Raw genomic sequence first — 15064 nt, 5'->3', positions numbered from 1 at the left:
TAAAAGCATATTCCGTTACCGAAGCCACCAAAAAGATGGAATACTTTTGTGCGTACCAGGATCGTTGCCACAAAGAAACCCTACAAAAACTACGGGAGCTACGCATGATTCCGGAGGCGATAGACCAAATTATGGCCCACCTGATCCAAGAAAATTATTTGAACGAAGAGCGTTTTGCCAAAAGTTTCGCCCAAGGGAAATTCAATATTAAAAAATGGGGCAAGAACCGTATCGTCAACGAATTGAAACAACGCAACATCTCTGTGTACAACATTAAATCAGCGCTTGCCGAAATTGATGAAAACGCTTATTTGGCCACTTTTAACAACCTGGCGGAAAAACGGGTCGCCACACTTAAAAACGGTACCGGCCAACAGCGACGTAAAAAACTCGTCGATTATCTTTTGTACCGGGGCTGGGAACCACAACTGGTCTACGAAAAGGTAGAAGAACTCCTTGGCTAAATCGCCTTATGGGTCTGCCGTATGGCCCGTTCGTTCTTGTAATCGATCCAGGCCTGTTTTCTTAGCTTTCGCATTAAAATGTCGTAGTGGCGCATTATAAAAATGTTATAAAGCCCTTTTGCAAAATTCAACGGGTTTTTGGGCCATGACCGCAAGCTCATCGAAAAACCGGGGGTATGGTACTTCATATAATGCCAATACGCTTCTGGCATATAGAGCATTTCCCCATGTTTTAAAGCGGTACGATATCCGCTGACCCGTTTCAAGGCCGGCCATTTTTGCAGATCGGGTTTCGAAAAGTCGATTCCCTCATGCGTAATGATGGCATGCGGTACCTTATACAGGTACTTTGTTTGGGACTGTGGAAAAAGAAGGCATTCTTTTTTACCTTCAAAATGGAAATGAAAAATATTCGACATGTCAATGTCGTAATGCATGAACGTGTACGAATCGGTACCTCCAAAAAACAACATCGGAAGCTTTTTTTTAATTTTTAACCCGAAATCGGGATAGTCAAAATCGTTCTGAAGGGGCGGTACTTCCTTAAAAATATTCCAAAGGAAAATACGGTATTTTGTGGGTGCCTTTTTTAACAGTGCGATATACTCGGCGAGTTTCATTTGGGCATGTGGTTCATTAAAACCATCTTCATGGCGCACCGGGCGATCGTCATAGAGGGGTACTTTTTTTTCGCCGGCCACTTTTGCCATATAGTCAAGGCTCCACTTTGAAATGGCTGGCCAGTGATCTACGGCATTTTCGACCACAACAGGCAATTGTGGCTTAAAATAGTTTTCTAAAAAGGCTTCCTTGGTCAGGGTACTTACCCTCGGAATTTCAGTTAAATCCAATGGTATTCACATTATTTCAGGAAGCTAAAATAGTTAACCTTCCCAAAAGTATCTCTTAAAAAATCGATAATATGAGACTATTCCGCAAGCTTGGCATCCTGTTTTGCCGTTTCATTCCGGGCAATGGTATGCCCAGGTCTCGTCCATTTTGGTTTTTCTCCCAAAGGAACAAGCTCTGAATCTGCAGCCTCGGTAGTCGTTGGTTGGGCTACTTTCACAAAAGGTTTTTGTGGGTTTAATCCCAACAGTTTGAACATTTCCATATCCTCGTTCACATCGGGATTCGGAGTGGTCAATAGCTTATCACCGGCAAAAATAGAGTTGGCACCGGCAAAAAAGCACATGGCCTGCCCTTCCCGGCTCATTTCCGTTCTACCTGCCGACAAGCGCACTTGGGTTTCCGGAAGCACGATCCGGGTGGTCGCCACCATACGGATCATATCCCATATCGCTACAGGCTCAATTTCCGCCATCGGCGTTCCCTCTACCGCCACCAAAGCATTAATGGGAACCGACTCAGGTTGCGGGTTCAATGAGGTGAGTGCCACCAACATGCCGGCACGATCTTCCAAACGTTCCCCCATTCCTATAATCCCACCACTACAAACGGTTACGTTGCTTTTGCGTACGTTGTCAATGGTTTGCAAACGATCTTCGAAAGCCCTGGTAGAAATAACGTCCTTATAATAATCCTCAGAAGTATCCAAGTTGTGATTGTACGCGTATAAACCGGCCTCCGCCAAACGTTTCGCCTGATTTTCGGTAAGCATGCCCAACGTACAGCATACCTCCATATCCAATTTATTAATGGTACGGACCATTTCCAATACTTGATCGAATTCTGGACCGTCCTTTACGTTTCGCCATGCGGCGCCCATACATACCCGTGAGCTTCCCGAGGCCTTTGCACGGAGCGCTTGCGCCTTTACGTGCGAGACCTTCATCAGATCGTTCGTCTCGATATCGGTATGGTAACGGGCCGCTTGCGGACAATACCCACAATCCTCGGGACAGCCACCCGTTTTAATGGAAAGCAGTGTCGATACCTGTACCGTATTCGGATCATGGTGCTCCCGATGAATGGTCGCCGCTTCGTACAACAGCTCCATAAGGGGCTTGTTATAGATTGCCATAATCTCCGCTTTTGTCCAGTCGTGTCTTGTCTCGCTCATGTAGTAAAGTGTATTCTTTCGTTTCAAAAATAATCTTTCTGCTGCTCAATTCGAAAATTACAAATCTTAAATTATAAAAAGTTACGCAAGGCCACTACCCCAACAAATACGGAACCCGATCGATGTATTCGAAAAGCTAATGCGTCCAAAAAAACAAAAGCACAAAAAAACCGGGACATTTTCGGCCCCGGGTCTATTTCATGGTAGGAAACTTACTTTAAACTTCTTTGTCCTTTTTAGTACTGGCTTTTTTGGAAACCTCCGTCGCTTCCGTTTCCTCGGTCACCTCCTTGCCCTTTAAGTATTCGGGCAATTGCATTCCCGCCATATTGAACATTTCCTGTAATGGCGGTACCGATTTGTACATTCCCGATATAAAGTTGGCGGTAGAATTTTTCCCCTCCCCATCTTTGGATCCGGAATCCCAAACGGTAACCTTATCGATTTTGATATTTTTGATCGCTTCTGCCTGTGTTTTCACCAATTCGGGCAATTTATCGGCCACCAAGAGTAATACGGCATCTTTTGGATTGTCGCCCGCCGCTTTTACGATTTCGTCCAGACCTTGGGCCTGTTTGGTAAGCACTTCGAACAATCCCTGCGCCTCGGCCTGGGCCTTGAACAAAATTGCATCTGCCTCCCCTTTTGCCCTGCGGCGTATTCTTTCGGCCTCGGCTTCGGCATCGATCTCTACTTTTCGCTTATCGATTTCGGCAGGTACCACAATATCGGCAGTCTGAGAACTTCTTACCCGTTCGGCCCTGGCAATCTCCGCATCTTTTTCAGCGGCATACGACTCCTCAAGCGCTTTTGCGGATTGTACTTTTTCCGCTGCAATGGCCGTGCGTTCCGCTTCCGCCTCCCTTTGCCGTCGTAACGAATCGGAATTCGCAACGTTAATTTTCGCAATGTTTTCCCCTTCCACCGCTTTTGCATTGGCAGCGGCTACCTGGGTACGTTCGTCCTGTAAGGCATTGGCTTCCCCAATGGAACCATCACGGGTTTTCTCCGCTACCGACTTTCTCGCGGCATTGATCGCGTGTGCGGCGGCCTCTTTTCCAAGGGCTTCGATATAGCCCGACTCGTCCACGATATCGGTAATGTTCACGTTGATCAGTTTCAGCCCTACTTTCTTCAGTTCCGACTCCACACTCTGGGAAATATTGGTCAAAAACTTGTCCCGATCGGAATTGATTTCCTCGATATCCATGGAAGCAACTACCAAACGTAATTGCCCAAAAATAATCTCCTGTGCCAGTTCCTGAATTTCATTTTGACCAAGGCCCAACAACCGCTCGGCCGCATTTTGCATAATTCCGGGCTCCGTAGAGATGCCGATGGTAAAACGCGATGGAACGTTTACCCGAATGTTCTGCTTGCTCAACGCGTTGATCAGGTTAACCTCAATGGAAATCGGTGTAAGGTCCAAAAACTCATATTCCTGGATAACGGGCCAAACAAAGGCGGCCCCACCGTGGATACATCGTGCAGAATTGCCTCCGCCCACTTTTCCGTACACGACCAGTATGCGATCGGACGGACATCGTTTATACCGGCGTATAAAGGATATGATGATAATAAAAAAGAATAAAATAGCGAAACCAATCGCTAGCAGGGCGGCACTTCCGCCCAGTTCCAAAGGAATCATGGTCATAATGGTCATTTATTTAAGAGTTCAACAATTAATATTCCGTTATCGGTCACTTCTTTTACGCGTACTACGTTGCCCAATACCAAGTCGGTATCCGCATCGGTCAACGCATCCAATTCCCTGAGGGTACCTTGCACCGTAATGCTTACTTTTCCAATATTGCTCCGTTGGGCACCTATGGTCAAATACACCTCGCCTATCTGATTTAGGGCATTCTTTAATTTTAGGGTACCACTGCTCTGTAGTTTTCCCAAATAGTAAAAAAGCGCTGCCATGGCCACCATCATCAACAATCCGCAAAAGACCGATACGATGACCGTAACCGTTTTTGAAAGGCCCCCGTCCAAACAGGCAATTCCCGACCATCCGAAAATGGTTAAAAAGCCTACGAGGTTTTTAAAGGATAAAAATTGAAATTCGATACCGGTATCCGCTTCAATATCCATATCCACATCGCCACCTTCAAATCCGTCGGTATCGCCACCCAAAAATGTGCCTACCAGTAATACCAAAAATACTACCGAGGCGATCAAGGCCGTAATCCAATAGACTTTTTCAAAAATTGCAAGCGCGGTGAACCATTCTTCCATAGGTATTTGTTTTGATTGGTTATTATTGTGGCCTAAACGGGCTATCGAACCCGTTTTGAGTTCATTTTCTTGAAAGCAATACGCTCACGGCATTCCCGCCAAAACCTACGGCGTTGACCATGACCTTATTTATCTGTGATGGCTTGGAAATCGGTTCCAGAAAAGGAACTTCGATTACTTTTTGATGTAGCAACATCAACACTGCAAGCTCTATGTTCAACAGACCCGAAGCACCAAATGTGTGGCCTATTTTCCACTTATTAGTAGTCAAAACGGGAATTTTGTTACAGAATACTTTCTCAATAGCAGTAAACTCCGACAGGTCGCCTTTTATTGTACCGGGAGCGTGCATTACGATTACATCCACCTCGGAAGGGTCTGCAGTGCCCAAGGCCATGGCCATAGACCGCTGAAAACAAAGCGCATCGGTAGAAATGGAAATATTGTGTTTTAAGGGTTCGGTAGCATATCCTACCCCAGTGATGACGGCCAATGCATTATCGGACCGCCCTTTCTCCAAACAGGCTACCGCGGCCCCTTCGCCCAAGACCATGGTATTCCTTTTTTTCTGAAGATCCAATGCCCTACAAGGATATGCGTTGTCAGCTGTGCGCGGTATATTTACCTTGCCCATATCGGAATCGGCATAGATTTTCAGGGCTTTCATCTGTGCGATGGTGAACGCCGTAAGCGGGGCCTCGCTGCCACCCACCAAAAATTGGTCCGCCATACCGCTGCGGATCCATGCCACACCGTTGAGCAAGGCATGCAAGGCCGTGGAACAGGTAATGGAATGGGAGATTTCGGGACCCGAAGTTTGAAGATCGTGCGCTATCCAGGACGAAATGTTTCCCAGGGTAGTGGTCGGTGAGGTAAGCGTGGGCGTTCGCCCGTTTTTTAAAAACTCCGCATGGTATTTTTCAAATAGGGCGGTAGCGCCCCGTGAGGATCCGATATTTACCCCAAAATCGTTGTTCCCGCTCCAACCGGACTGGGAAACGGCTTTTCTACCGGCATACAGCGCAAACAGCACCGAATCGTCCAAATTTCCGTACATCCCGTTCGATGCTCCGATTGCTTTTGTTTCGGCACGCCCATCCGCAGTAAGCGGTGCCACCCAAACCATTTCCGCGCCGTAGCGTTTTTGGACCATGCAAGATGCCTCGGTCCCGTAGGCTTCCCAAACCGATTCCAAAGTAGTTCCCAAGGGTGATATGGAAGCGATTCCCGTAATTGAAATTTCAAGGGTATCCGAAACGGGTTTGTTGGTGTTTAGCGGCATAGGGCTGATGAAATGTGGAAATTGTCAAACAATTTCAAGTGCCTTTTTAATGGTATCATAAATGTGTTGCAGTTCGCTATCGGTAATAACATAGGGCGGCAAGGTATATATGGTATTCCCCAAAGGTCGCAAGTTAACACCATTTTCCATAAAAAATCGGTATAAGCGATCCCTTAAGGTTCCGTACCGGCCGGTTTTTTCCTTTAGGTCTATGGCCAAAATAACCCCTAAGGTTCGTACCTCACTAATCTTTTCGTGTGTTCGTATTTCCGTTGCAAATGCTTTATGCGCCTTTTCGATGGCCGTACGCCGGACAACTATAGCATCACTGTTCAGTAGGCGCAACCCAGCCAAAGCCGCCGCACAACCTATGGGATGCGCGCTAAACGTATGCGCATGGAAGAAACCTTTCGCTACCTCATCACTTAAAAACGCTTCGTATACGGCCATGCTACAGCTCGTAATGCTCAATGGAAACATTCCGGCCGTAAGCGCTTTGCTCAAACAAATGATATCGGGCCGCTGCTCCAAAAAATTGACGGCAAAATTTGGCCCCGTTTTTCCAAAACCGGTCATTATTTCATCTGCAACGGTCAAGACCCCTGCAGTGCGGCATTTTGCGATAAGCTTGTCAAGCCCCTTTGCGGAATGGAATTTCATTCCGGCGGCACCTTGTACCAACGGCTCAAAAACAAAGGCGGCACAAGCGTTGTTCTCAAGAATAGTCTCCAGCCGTTCCAAAACGGAATCCATAGTGTTTTCCTGCGGTACCGGAATACGCACCACCTTTAACAAAAAATCCTCGAACGGTCCGTTGTAGGACGATAGTCCCGAAGCGCTCATGGCACCGAAGGTATCGCCGTGAAAACCGTTTTCAAAGGCGATCAGCGTATCTCTTTTATCCCCTTTGTTATGATAATACTGCAAGGCCATTTTAATCGCCGCCTCGATAGCGGTGGAACCATTATCGTTGAAAAAGATTTTCTTTTGGTTATCGGGCAGGATGGCCATAAGCCGTTCCGAAAGTTCAATGGCGGGAGGATGGGTAAATCCGCTGAACATTACAAAATCGAGCGTCTGCATTTGTTCGGTCATCGCCCTTACGATATCGGGATGTCCGTGACCGTACATGGCGGTGTACCACGATGCGATACCATCGATATACGAATTCCCATCATCATCGAACATCAGGGCGCCCTTGGCCTTAACGATCGGTAACATATCCGGGTGCAGCCGATGTTGTGTCAACGGGTGCCATAAGTGCTTTTTGTCGCGTTCAGAAAGATTTTTCAAGACCGTTTATTTCTAAAATACCAGAATTCATCTATCTTGCAAAGATGGGGATTTCATTGCAAAAAGACATATGGGCAGCATGCTTATAACCCGGTCGAAGGAAACCTTTTCCAACTTGGGCACCACCACGGTTTTTGGGCTTTTGCTCCTTGTCGCCTCCTTTATCCGCTTTCCCTTTTTTTTTCGGGACTATATCGACCGGGACGAAAGCACCTTTATTTTAATGGGACAGTCATGGGCCGATGGAAATTTGCCCTACACGCAATTATGGGACCTAAAACCGCCCTTGACCTTTTTGTTCTTCGCCGGTATCATTTATGCTTTTGGGAAAAGTTTTTTCGCAATTCGCTTTTTTGGCACCATTGCAGTGGCCATAACCGCTTTTTTCACCTATAAGATTACCGGAACGACCGCCTCCAAAAAGACCGCTTTTTGGGCGGCCATAGGCGCTGTGGCCCTACAGAGTCTGTTCGGAAGCATACAGGGCGTAATGTCGGAACACCTTTGCATGGCCTTTTTTGTGCCAGGGCTCTATATTTTGATCGTCGGGAAGCGGGCATGGTCGTTCCTGGGGGCCGGAATACTCATGGGTATCGCCATAATGATCAAACTGAACATTGCCTATGCAGTATTGCCCGTTTCGCTCTATTACTGTTATGTGCTTTTTAAAAAAGGACCTATCAGGAAAAGTATATTGCTTATAGGCGCCTATGGCTCGGGAATATTGCTGGTCGTTTTGGGCACGTTATTGCCCTATCTGTGGAACGATATCGGCGCGGTATGGTGGAATTCCGTGGTACTTGCAGCTCTGGAATACGCAGGATCCGATAGGGATACCTTGTTAAAATTGGCCCCTACCTTTTTAATTTTGATTTTCTTTTTTGGTTTTGCCTGGAAAAAAGGCCTGTTGGATTTCAACCACAAAACCGTTCAGCTACTCTCCCTTGCTATTTTTGGAGTGTTGTTCTCCTTTGCAAAAGTAGGACGGATCAACAGCCACTACCTGATTCAATTGCATCCCTTATTGGTTATTTTGGTAGCCGTTTGTTGGCAAAAGGGAGTTTCCCTTAAAAATAAGAAATGGAAAAAATTGTTGTTGGTATTACTGCTATGTCTGCCTGCGGAAAGTTATTTGGAGTACTATCGCATCGCACATCATAAGATAACAAAGGGTACTTTTTACAATGGTGAGGGTATTGCGGTACCGACCTATATTCGGCAACACTTTCCCAAAGAAAAAAACATACTGTTCCTCGGTTACCATATCGGATATTGGCCCCTTGATGTTTTGCCTCCGACCAAGGCAGCTACACATCCCAGTAATATTTGCAGGAGCATGATTTTTCCTTATTTTGAAAATCCAAGAAAAACGGGCTTGGAAGAGTTGAACCATATTATGAACGAAATACGGCCTCAAATCATCGTTACCCGAACCGGGCGCTTAAAATTCGACAAGTCGCTAATTCTTGAAAACGAATATATCGACGACTATATCGAAAAACATTACGCCCCGATCAAGGAAGTTGAAAAAGCTACCATCTATAAACGGCTAGAGGGTCTGTAACACATTGCGGAACCGGTCCGCATATTTGCTTACCGTAGTTTTATCGAAAGTGGGTTCCTCATCGATCCTACCGATCAACGAAACACCCGTTTTATGAAGGATAATCTGTTCGGTATGTGGGTTGGCGTTGCCGCTAAAAATAAGTGAAACATCGTACCCCTTCGTTTTTAACCATTTTACCGTGAGCAAGGTGTGGTTGATACTCCCCAAATAATGCCTTGACACTACCACTACTTTGTAATTGGGCATAATAATGTCCAATATCGTATCCTCCGCATTCAATGGCACCAAAAGGCCGCCCGCGCCCTCGATTACCAAATGGTTTTCCGTTTCGGGCTCGCGCAATTGGTTCACATCGATGGTAATCCCGTCGATTTCCGCTGCTGCATGCGGACTCATAGGGGACGTAAGGGCATAGGCACTTTTGTGTATTTCGGATGTATCGTTCGAAAGGAGACCGGCCACTTTATGGCTGTCCGAATTATCGAGCTCCCCCGCCTGTATGGGCTTCCAATAATCGGCCTCCAAGGCCTCGGTAATTATGGCAGAAGCAATGGTTTTACCGACATCGGTAGAGATTCCTGTAACAAAAATTCGCTGCATGTTATTCCGGTTTTGTAATCATGCCACAATTTAGGCATTTGTATTTTCTTTTTTCGAAAAAGGGGAACAGTTTGTAAAAAATACCCTTCCTTCCATAATAAATTTCAGACTTTTCAGCTTTGCAATTGGGACATCGGATCGGAAGCCCATCATCATCTTGGGCATAGGCACGAACCTCATTGTAAATGGCCAGGGCCCTGTCCTTTTCATTGGTGTACACCTGCAGTTTTATTCCGCCGATGGCGGTACTGATCAACGGATCCGAATTAACGGTATTCTCGTCCCTGAGAAACACCTGTATCCCTTCCGACTCCAATTTTGCCTTAACGATCTGTACATCGGAAGCGAACTCAAAGGAAGCAATGGTAAAAAAGGTATTGTTCATACGGCGTTTTTGAATTCGGACAGCAGTAATAAGGCCTTGGCAATTTCGGTCTCGGAATTATAGGCATGCAGGCAGAACCGCAGGCGTTCCCAGCCCTGTGGTACCGTAGGTGCCAAAATGGGCATAACATCGATTCCGGCGTCCCCCATTGCGCCCGCCACTTGCTTTACCGCTATGGTACCGGGTATGATCGCGCTTTGAATTGCGGAAGTGCTAGTTACGAATATCCCTTGCAACCCCAAACGGTCCCGTTCTTTTCCGAAAAAGGCAATTCGCTCTTGCAATCGTTTCCGAAACCCCGCTCCCAAATCACCACACAACAACCGGTACGCCGCCAAAACGGTGGCAACGGTATGCGGTGGTAGGCCCGTAGTATAGATAAAGCTCCGCGCAAAATTGACTAAATAATCGATAAGCTCCTTGCTACCCAAAACTGCTGCACCATGGCTGCCCAATGCTTTACCAAAGGTAATGATACGGGCAAACACCTTTGCTTGCGATCGGCTTTGCTGTACCAGACCCTCGCCGGCATCACCAAAAACGCCTACGGCATGCGCTTCGTCCACTACCAATCTACAGTTATTGGCTTCGCAGCACTTTACCAAGGCCGAAATATCTGGCGAATCGCCATCCATAGAAAAGACCGATTCGGTAACTACATACACCTCCGTTTCGTGGAACGCGCTTTTCCGGGCTCTCTTTAGGACCTCTATTAGACTATCGATATCATTGTGTATAAACTTATAGCTTTTGGCATTTCCCATACGAATGCCGTCGCGGATACTGGCGTGGACAAACTCATCGAACAAAACGATATCGCCACGCTGCGGAACCGAGGAAAAGAATCCAAGGTTGGCATCGTACCCAGAGTTGAATACCAAAGCCGCTTCGCAGTTGTGAAAGGTTGTTAGTTCGTTCTCCAGTAGCCCGTACAGCGCATGGTTTCCGGACAACAATCGCGATCCAGTAGCGCCGTTGTCGTTTTCCTTTAAATCATGGAGAAGCGCTTTCGTGCTCTCCGCCAATTCGGGCATTTTGGAAAAACCCAAATAATCATTGGAAAAAAAATCTACGCTTTTACCGGTTTCCGGAAGCTTCCGAAGCATTTTTGCCTTTGATCGTAACGCTATTTTTTTGGATAGTTTTTCAGGAAACTTGACCATGTATCAAAAATAGTCCCTTTCCGGTAAAGCCCCTCACCGGACCGATATAAAATGACCTATTCGACTACGGAAAACTCCAAATCGAGGGTACCGTCACTTGGCCTCACATATTCAATGGACACTATTACCGAATTCTCGTTAAAAGGAGAGGTAAAGTAGAGAAAGTCAAAATCGAGCTGAAAGGTTCCGGACTCCACAAGAACAACTCCTACTTCTGAAACATAGGTATCCCGAGTTTCGTTCAATTCGGCCACCACCCCATTTCCAAAGTAATACGACCCTTCGCCTTTTGAACCTATGACCAACTCTGGATCTAAAAAAATCGGTTCAAATCGTTTTGAAAAGTCAGAATATTGGTAGAGGTCAAAACCATAGGAGAACGCTTCGGCGCCGGTCGTTTCAAAAACATCCAACGGACTAGAAAAACCATCCTCGTTCAAGTATCTGCTAAAAGCGACTTCAAACCTCAGCGTATCACCGACCTGATACTCTTTATCGTTGGTAAAGGTAATAACGTCCCGTACTTGCAATCGGACCGTTCGATCGTAATAATCGTCACTGGAATAACACCCGATCAACACGATGCCCATGATAAGGCACATAACTATTTTTTTCATTGTAAATTCCTTAAAAGCGATAGCCGATTTTGATTCCTGTTCTGACCAACGCCGCATTCAAAACAATAAAGTTAACATCGAAGTTCGTGCGCAAGCCCAGCTGCGCTTCCAGCACCAGCTTATCGTCAACCAAAAGAAAACGATAGCCATACCCCATGCCCAAACCACCTCTGGTATACGAACGCACACCGATATCGTAAACCCCATTACCCTCTTCGTTGACCGAACGTATTAACCGACCACTTTCGTCTACCCTGCTGAAAGAACCTAAGACTTCCAAAAAATGGCTCTTTTTTTGATTTCCGTTAAAATAAATTCGAGCAAAGGGCATTATTTCGTTTTTGGTCCGTAAGAACCTGCCTTGATAAGAATCGTCTATGGTGAAGTCCTCAAAGGGTTCCCCATAAACGGCGGCGCCCAATCCAATAGCGAATTTTCCGCCCAAAATACGTTCATAAGCAATATCGGCACTGCCTAAAACGGGCAGCAATAGATTGGTACTTACCTGATTTTTATAGTACGCTGGGTCTTGCGCCTTCAACGCTAGGCAAGCTACTAAGAAGAGGATAAAAAAAATCAGGGAGCGTCTCATATTCGGTATTGGCTTGGTGGGCTATTATGCCTTTTCCCTTGTGCGGAAAGGCTATTTACAAGGTAACAACTGATTAAGGTTTCACCCTACTACAAATAGAAAGCAAATTAGATGGCCCCATTTAATAATTAGAGCCTTTTAAGGCACTAAAAACCATTGAAATGAAAACGATAAAAGTTTTGGAAGCATTCCCTTTTTTAGGTTAGGCGAAATATTGCCGAATACGTAATGAAATCACGTTTGTGATCATATCTTGATTTAAGTAGTATTGGGGCACATCCTATTCCCTTACATCTTCAATCCATTTCCCTTTATTGGCCACACGGGCATCATATAATTTTATCCCCAACTGTTTTGCAAAGGTTTTTGCATCTTTCATCGCTTCATCACCATTCGCAAACAGCATAATGTTAAAATGTTTATTGTGGTCGTACCAAAGGTTTACCTCAAACTCCCCCTTATTGTTTTTAAATACCGCTACATACTTCAACGCTTTAAAAGCTTTCCACTTACCAAATTTAAAAGGCCCAACCCCAAAAACCTCTTTATAACAGCCCTTTTTAAAATCAAAATGAATATCCCTTACCATTGAAAATCCAATTCCACCTACTAAAAGAAATAGCGCGACTTCTAAGACACTTACCGCACTTTTTACTTTTTTTGATGGGGCAAATAAATCGACCTTACTGAAAAACTGATAGAAAAAGAGTATGGCCATCGTATAACAAGTTGCAGCAATCAAGAGTTGCCACAAAGATCGGTTCCCTTCGGATATGATGATGTTTTTCTTCATAAAACGTCATAAAAAATGCCATACGGGAGCCGTATGGCATTTCACAAATTTTTGAATCGGGATAAAGGCTAATCCGCCAACACGATAACCCTGTTATCTTTCATTTCTATCGTTCCACTGGTAATGGCCAAAACGGTTTTACCTTCGTCGGTTTTACTAAACCGTGAAGCATAGGCCTCATCGATATCGATATTTCCGTCCACCTTCACATCGCCTGCCTGCAATAAGGAAACGATAGGGGCGTGGTCGGTCAACATTTGAAACTCCCCGTTCACACCCGGTACGGTTACAGAAGTAACCTCGCCTGCGAACAACGTAGCTTCTGGAGATACGATTTCTAGATACATAATATAGGGTATTGAGTAATTCGTATGCGCTACGGGCTACCGTATTCGCAAAACATATTAAGCTTCCGCAAGCATTTTTTCACCTGCTTCGATCGCTTCTTCGATTGTTCCTTTAAGGTTGAACGCCGATTCCGGAAGACGATCTAACTCCCCGTCCATAATCATGTTAAATCCTTTGATGGTTTCCTTAATATCCACCAATACTCCGGGGATACCGGTAAACTGCTCAGCAACATGGAACGGTTGGGATAGGAAACGTTGTACACGCCTTGCCCTACCTACGGCCAATTTATCTTCTTCGGAAAGCTCTTCCATACCAAGGATCGCAATAATATCCTGCAATTCCTTATAGCGCTGCAACAGCTCTTTTACGCGCTGCGCACACTCGTAATGTTCTTTCCCTAAAATTTCTGCAGTCAAAATCCTTGAAGTGGAATCCAATGGGTCCACTGCAGGATAAATTCCGAGCTCCGCAATTTTCCTTGATAGTACCGTAGTGGCATCCAAGTGGGCAAAGGTCGTTGCCGGTGCGGGATCCGTTAAATCATCCGCCGGTACGTATACCGCCTGCACCGAGGTAATGGAACCTCTTTTGGTAGAGGTAATCCGCTCTTGCATCGCCCCCATTTCGGTAGCTAGCGTCGGTTGGTACCCTACTGCCGAGGGCATACGGCCCAATAGTGCCGATACTTCGGAACCTGCTTGTGTAAATCGGAATATATTGTCAACGAAGAACAGTACGTCCTTCCCTTGGCCTTCTCCAGCGCCGTCTCGGAAATACTCCGCAATGGTCAATCCTGAAAGTGCCACACGGGCACGTGCCCCGGGGGGTTCGTTCATCTGTCCGAAAACGAAGGTCGCTTTCGAATCCTTCATCGCTTTTTTATCTACTTTGGAAAGGTCCCAACCGCCGTCTTCCATGGAATGGAGAAAATCGTCGCCATACTTGATGATACCCGATTCCAACATTTCACGCAACAAATCGTTTCCTTCACGGGTACGTTCCCCTACTCCGGCAAATACCGAAAGGCCACCATGCCCTTTGGCGATGTTGTTGATCAGTTCCTGAATCAATACCGTTTTTCCAACACCCGCACCACCGAACAATCCAATTTTACCCCCTTTTGCGTAAGGTTCGATCAAATCGATTACTTTGATACCGGTAAACAATACCTCCGTAGAGGTAGAAAGATCCTCAAACTTGGGAGCCTCACGGTGTATCGGAAGACCATCTTTACCTGCTTTTGGCAAATCGCCCAATCCGTCGATAGCATCTCCGATCACGTTGAACAATCGGCCATATACGTCGTCACCTATTGGCATCTGTATCGCGGCGCCAGTAGCAAGTACATCGGTTCCCCTACTCAAACCATCGGTAGAATCCATAGAAATGGTCCGCACGGTGTTCTCACCTACATGGGACTGTACCTCCAAAACCAATTTTGTACCGTTGGCATTTGAAATTTCCAGTGAATCATAAATTTTTGGAAGTGTTGAACCCGACTCGAATTCAACATCGACCACCGGGCCGATAATCTGTGAAACCTTACCTGTAACTTTGGACATTACGTATGTGTTTATATATTACTTAAGACTACGATTGCGGAAAAACACCTCTGTTTTTCAGGCTGCAAAGATAGGATTTTATAGTTGAAATGAAAATCCTTTCCAGCCCTTTTTTTTGTATTAAAAAAGCG

At 45.8% G+C, this 15064-nt stretch carries 16 protein-coding genes; 2 read left to right on the top strand and 14 right to left on the bottom strand.

What is annotated here, in order from left to right; genetic code table 11:
• Window positions 1-35 precede the first annotated feature (35 nt).
• Entirely contained in the window at window positions 36-464 is a 429-nt protein-coding gene (locus ACRD7P_RS03010) for a regulatory protein RecX (RefSeq protein WP_430906183.1), read from the top strand.
• On the opposite strand, the gene ACRD7P_RS03005 is transcribed toward ACRD7P_RS03010, so the two are convergent.
• The 6 genes from ACRD7P_RS03005 to bioA form a co-directional block, all read right to left on the bottom strand.
• Window positions 461-1315, bottom strand: coding sequence for a cupin-like domain-containing protein (locus ACRD7P_RS03005; protein WP_430906014.1), 855 nt, complete (start codon window positions 1313-1315; stop codon window positions 461-463). The genes ACRD7P_RS03010 and ACRD7P_RS03005 overlap by 4 nt on opposite strands.
• Before the next feature lie 77 nt (window positions 1316-1392).
• The gene (gene bioB / locus ACRD7P_RS03000; protein ID WP_430906013.1) at window positions 1393-2487 is read right to left on the bottom strand and encodes a biotin synthase BioB; all 1095 of its coding nucleotides are present in this window, start codon (window positions 2485-2487) and stop codon (window positions 1393-1395) included.
• Window positions 2488-2704: 217 nt separating this feature from the next.
• Window positions 2705-4141 (bottom strand): flotillin family protein, encoded by a 1437-nt coding sequence (locus ACRD7P_RS02995; protein WP_430906012.1) that lies wholly within the window; start codon window positions 4139-4141, stop codon window positions 2705-2707.
• A gap of 5 nt (window positions 4142-4146) precedes the next feature.
• The gene (locus ACRD7P_RS02990; protein WP_430906011.1) at window positions 4147-4728 is read right to left on the bottom strand and encodes a hypothetical protein; all 582 of its coding nucleotides are present in this window, start codon (window positions 4726-4728) and stop codon (window positions 4147-4149) included.
• Window positions 4729-4789: 61 nt separating this feature from the next.
• Window positions 4790-6010 carry a beta-ketoacyl synthase N-terminal-like domain-containing protein gene (locus ACRD7P_RS02985; protein WP_430906010.1) on the bottom strand — a complete coding sequence of 407 codons (1221 nt, stop codon included), beginning with the start codon at window positions 6008-6010 and terminating at the stop codon, window positions 4790-4792.
• A 24-nt stretch (window positions 6011-6034) separates the two neighbouring features.
• The gene (bioA, locus tag ACRD7P_RS02980; RefSeq protein WP_430906009.1) at window positions 6035-7303 is read right to left on the bottom strand and encodes an adenosylmethionine--8-amino-7-oxononanoate transaminase; all 1269 of its coding nucleotides are present in this window, start codon (window positions 7301-7303) and stop codon (window positions 6035-6037) included.
• A 79-nt stretch (window positions 7304-7382) separates the two neighbouring features.
• Between bioA and ACRD7P_RS02975 the strand changes: the two genes are divergently transcribed.
• Window positions 7383-8867 carry an ArnT family glycosyltransferase gene (locus ACRD7P_RS02975; protein ID WP_430906008.1) on the top strand — a complete coding sequence of 495 codons (1485 nt, stop codon included), beginning with the start codon at window positions 7383-7385 and terminating at the stop codon, window positions 8865-8867.
• Here the strand turns inward: ACRD7P_RS02975 and bioD are convergent.
• From bioD to atpD, 8 genes are all read right to left on the bottom strand, one after another.
• A complete protein-coding gene (gene bioD / locus ACRD7P_RS02970; protein WP_430906007.1) occupies window positions 8853-9470 on the bottom strand; it encodes a dethiobiotin synthase in 618 nt (205 codons plus the stop codon). The genes ACRD7P_RS02975 and bioD overlap by 15 nt on opposite strands.
• Window position 9471: 1 nt before the next feature.
• Window positions 9472-9855 carry a DUF2007 domain-containing protein gene (locus ACRD7P_RS02965; RefSeq protein WP_430906006.1) on the bottom strand — a complete coding sequence of 128 codons (384 nt, stop codon included), beginning with the start codon at window positions 9853-9855 and terminating at the stop codon, window positions 9472-9474.
• Window positions 9852-11018 carry an aminotransferase class I/II-fold pyridoxal phosphate-dependent enzyme gene (locus tag ACRD7P_RS02960; RefSeq protein WP_430906005.1) on the bottom strand — a complete coding sequence of 389 codons (1167 nt, stop codon included), beginning with the start codon at window positions 11016-11018 and terminating at the stop codon, window positions 9852-9854. The genes ACRD7P_RS02965 and ACRD7P_RS02960 overlap by 4 nt, the downstream gene beginning before the upstream one ends.
• A gap of 56 nt (window positions 11019-11074) precedes the next feature.
• A complete protein-coding gene (locus ACRD7P_RS02955; protein ID WP_430906004.1) occupies window positions 11075-11635 on the bottom strand; it encodes a hypothetical protein in 561 nt (186 codons plus the stop codon).
• A 10-nt stretch (window positions 11636-11645) separates the two neighbouring features.
• The gene (locus ACRD7P_RS02950; protein WP_430906003.1) at window positions 11646-12227 is read right to left on the bottom strand and encodes a hypothetical protein; all 582 of its coding nucleotides are present in this window, start codon (window positions 12225-12227) and stop codon (window positions 11646-11648) included.
• Between the two features lie 280 nt (window positions 12228-12507).
• A complete protein-coding gene (locus ACRD7P_RS02945; protein ID WP_430906002.1) occupies window positions 12508-13020 on the bottom strand; it encodes a hypothetical protein in 513 nt (170 codons plus the stop codon).
• Between the two features lie 68 nt (window positions 13021-13088).
• Window positions 13089-13367, bottom strand: a complete 279-nt coding sequence (locus ACRD7P_RS02940) for a FoF1 ATP synthase subunit delta/epsilon (protein ID WP_430906001.1) — start codon at window positions 13365-13367, stop codon at window positions 13089-13091.
• A gap of 57 nt (window positions 13368-13424) precedes the next feature.
• Window positions 13425-14933: a F0F1 ATP synthase subunit beta gene (atpD, locus tag ACRD7P_RS02935; RefSeq protein WP_430906000.1), complete on the bottom strand. Its 1509-nt coding sequence runs from the start codon at window positions 14931-14933 to the stop codon at window positions 13425-13427.
• Window positions 14934-15064 lie beyond the last annotated feature (131 nt).

The organism is Maribacter sp. 2-571, assembly GCF_050589625.1.
Taxonomy (GTDB): domain Bacteria; phylum Bacteroidota; class Bacteroidia; order Flavobacteriales; family Flavobacteriaceae; genus Pelagihabitans.
This window is presented reverse-complemented; position numbering and strand designations above follow the sequence as displayed.

What these genes read in the sequence shown, in the direction of transcription:
- ACRD7P_RS02965 (WP_430906006.1), bottom strand. Translation starts at nt 9,855, where the DNA reads ATGAACAATACCTTTTTTACCATTGCTTCCTTTGAGTTCGCTTCCGAT.
- ACRD7P_RS02975 (WP_430906008.1), top strand. Translation starts at nt 7,383, where the DNA reads ATGCTTATAACCCGGTCGAAGGAAACCTTTTCCAACTTGGGCACCACC.
- ACRD7P_RS02950 (WP_430906003.1), bottom strand. Translation starts at nt 12,227, where the DNA reads ATGAGACGCTCCCTGATTTTTTTTATCCTCTTCTTAGTAGCTTGCCTA.
- bioB (WP_430906013.1), bottom strand. Translation starts at nt 2,487, where the DNA reads ATGAGCGAGACAAGACACGACTGGACAAAAGCGGAGATTATGGCAATC.
- ACRD7P_RS02990 (WP_430906011.1), bottom strand. Translation starts at nt 4,728, where the DNA reads ATGGAAGAATGGTTCACCGCGCTTGCAATTTTTGAAAAAGTCTATTGG.
- ACRD7P_RS02995 (WP_430906012.1), bottom strand. Translation starts at nt 4,141, where the DNA reads ATGACCATGATTCCTTTGGAACTGGGCGGAAGTGCCGCCCTGCTAGCG.
- ACRD7P_RS03010 (WP_430906183.1), top strand. Translation starts at nt 36, where the DNA reads ATGGAATACTTTTGTGCGTACCAGGATCGTTGCCACAAAGAAACCCTA.
- atpD (WP_430906000.1), bottom strand. Translation starts at nt 14,933, where the DNA reads ATGTCCAAAGTTACAGGTAAGGTTTCACAGATTATCGGCCCGGTGGTC.
- ACRD7P_RS02960 (WP_430906005.1), bottom strand. Translation starts at nt 11,018, where the DNA reads ATGGTCAAGTTTCCTGAAAAACTATCCAAAAAAATAGCGTTACGATCA.
- ACRD7P_RS02945 (WP_430906002.1), bottom strand. Translation starts at nt 13,020, where the DNA reads ATGAAGAAAAACATCATCATATCCGAAGGGAACCGATCTTTGTGGCAA.
- ACRD7P_RS02955 (WP_430906004.1), bottom strand. Translation starts at nt 11,635, where the DNA reads ATGAAAAAAATAGTTATGTGCCTTATCATGGGCATCGTGTTGATCGGG.
- ACRD7P_RS02985 (WP_430906010.1), bottom strand. Translation starts at nt 6,010, where the DNA reads ATGCCGCTAAACACCAACAAACCCGTTTCGGATACCCTTGAAATTTCA.
- bioD (WP_430906007.1), bottom strand. Translation starts at nt 9,470, where the DNA reads ATGCAGCGAATTTTTGTTACAGGAATCTCTACCGATGTCGGTAAAACC.
- ACRD7P_RS02940 (WP_430906001.1), bottom strand. Translation starts at nt 13,367, where the DNA reads ATGTATCTAGAAATCGTATCTCCAGAAGCTACGTTGTTCGCAGGCGAG.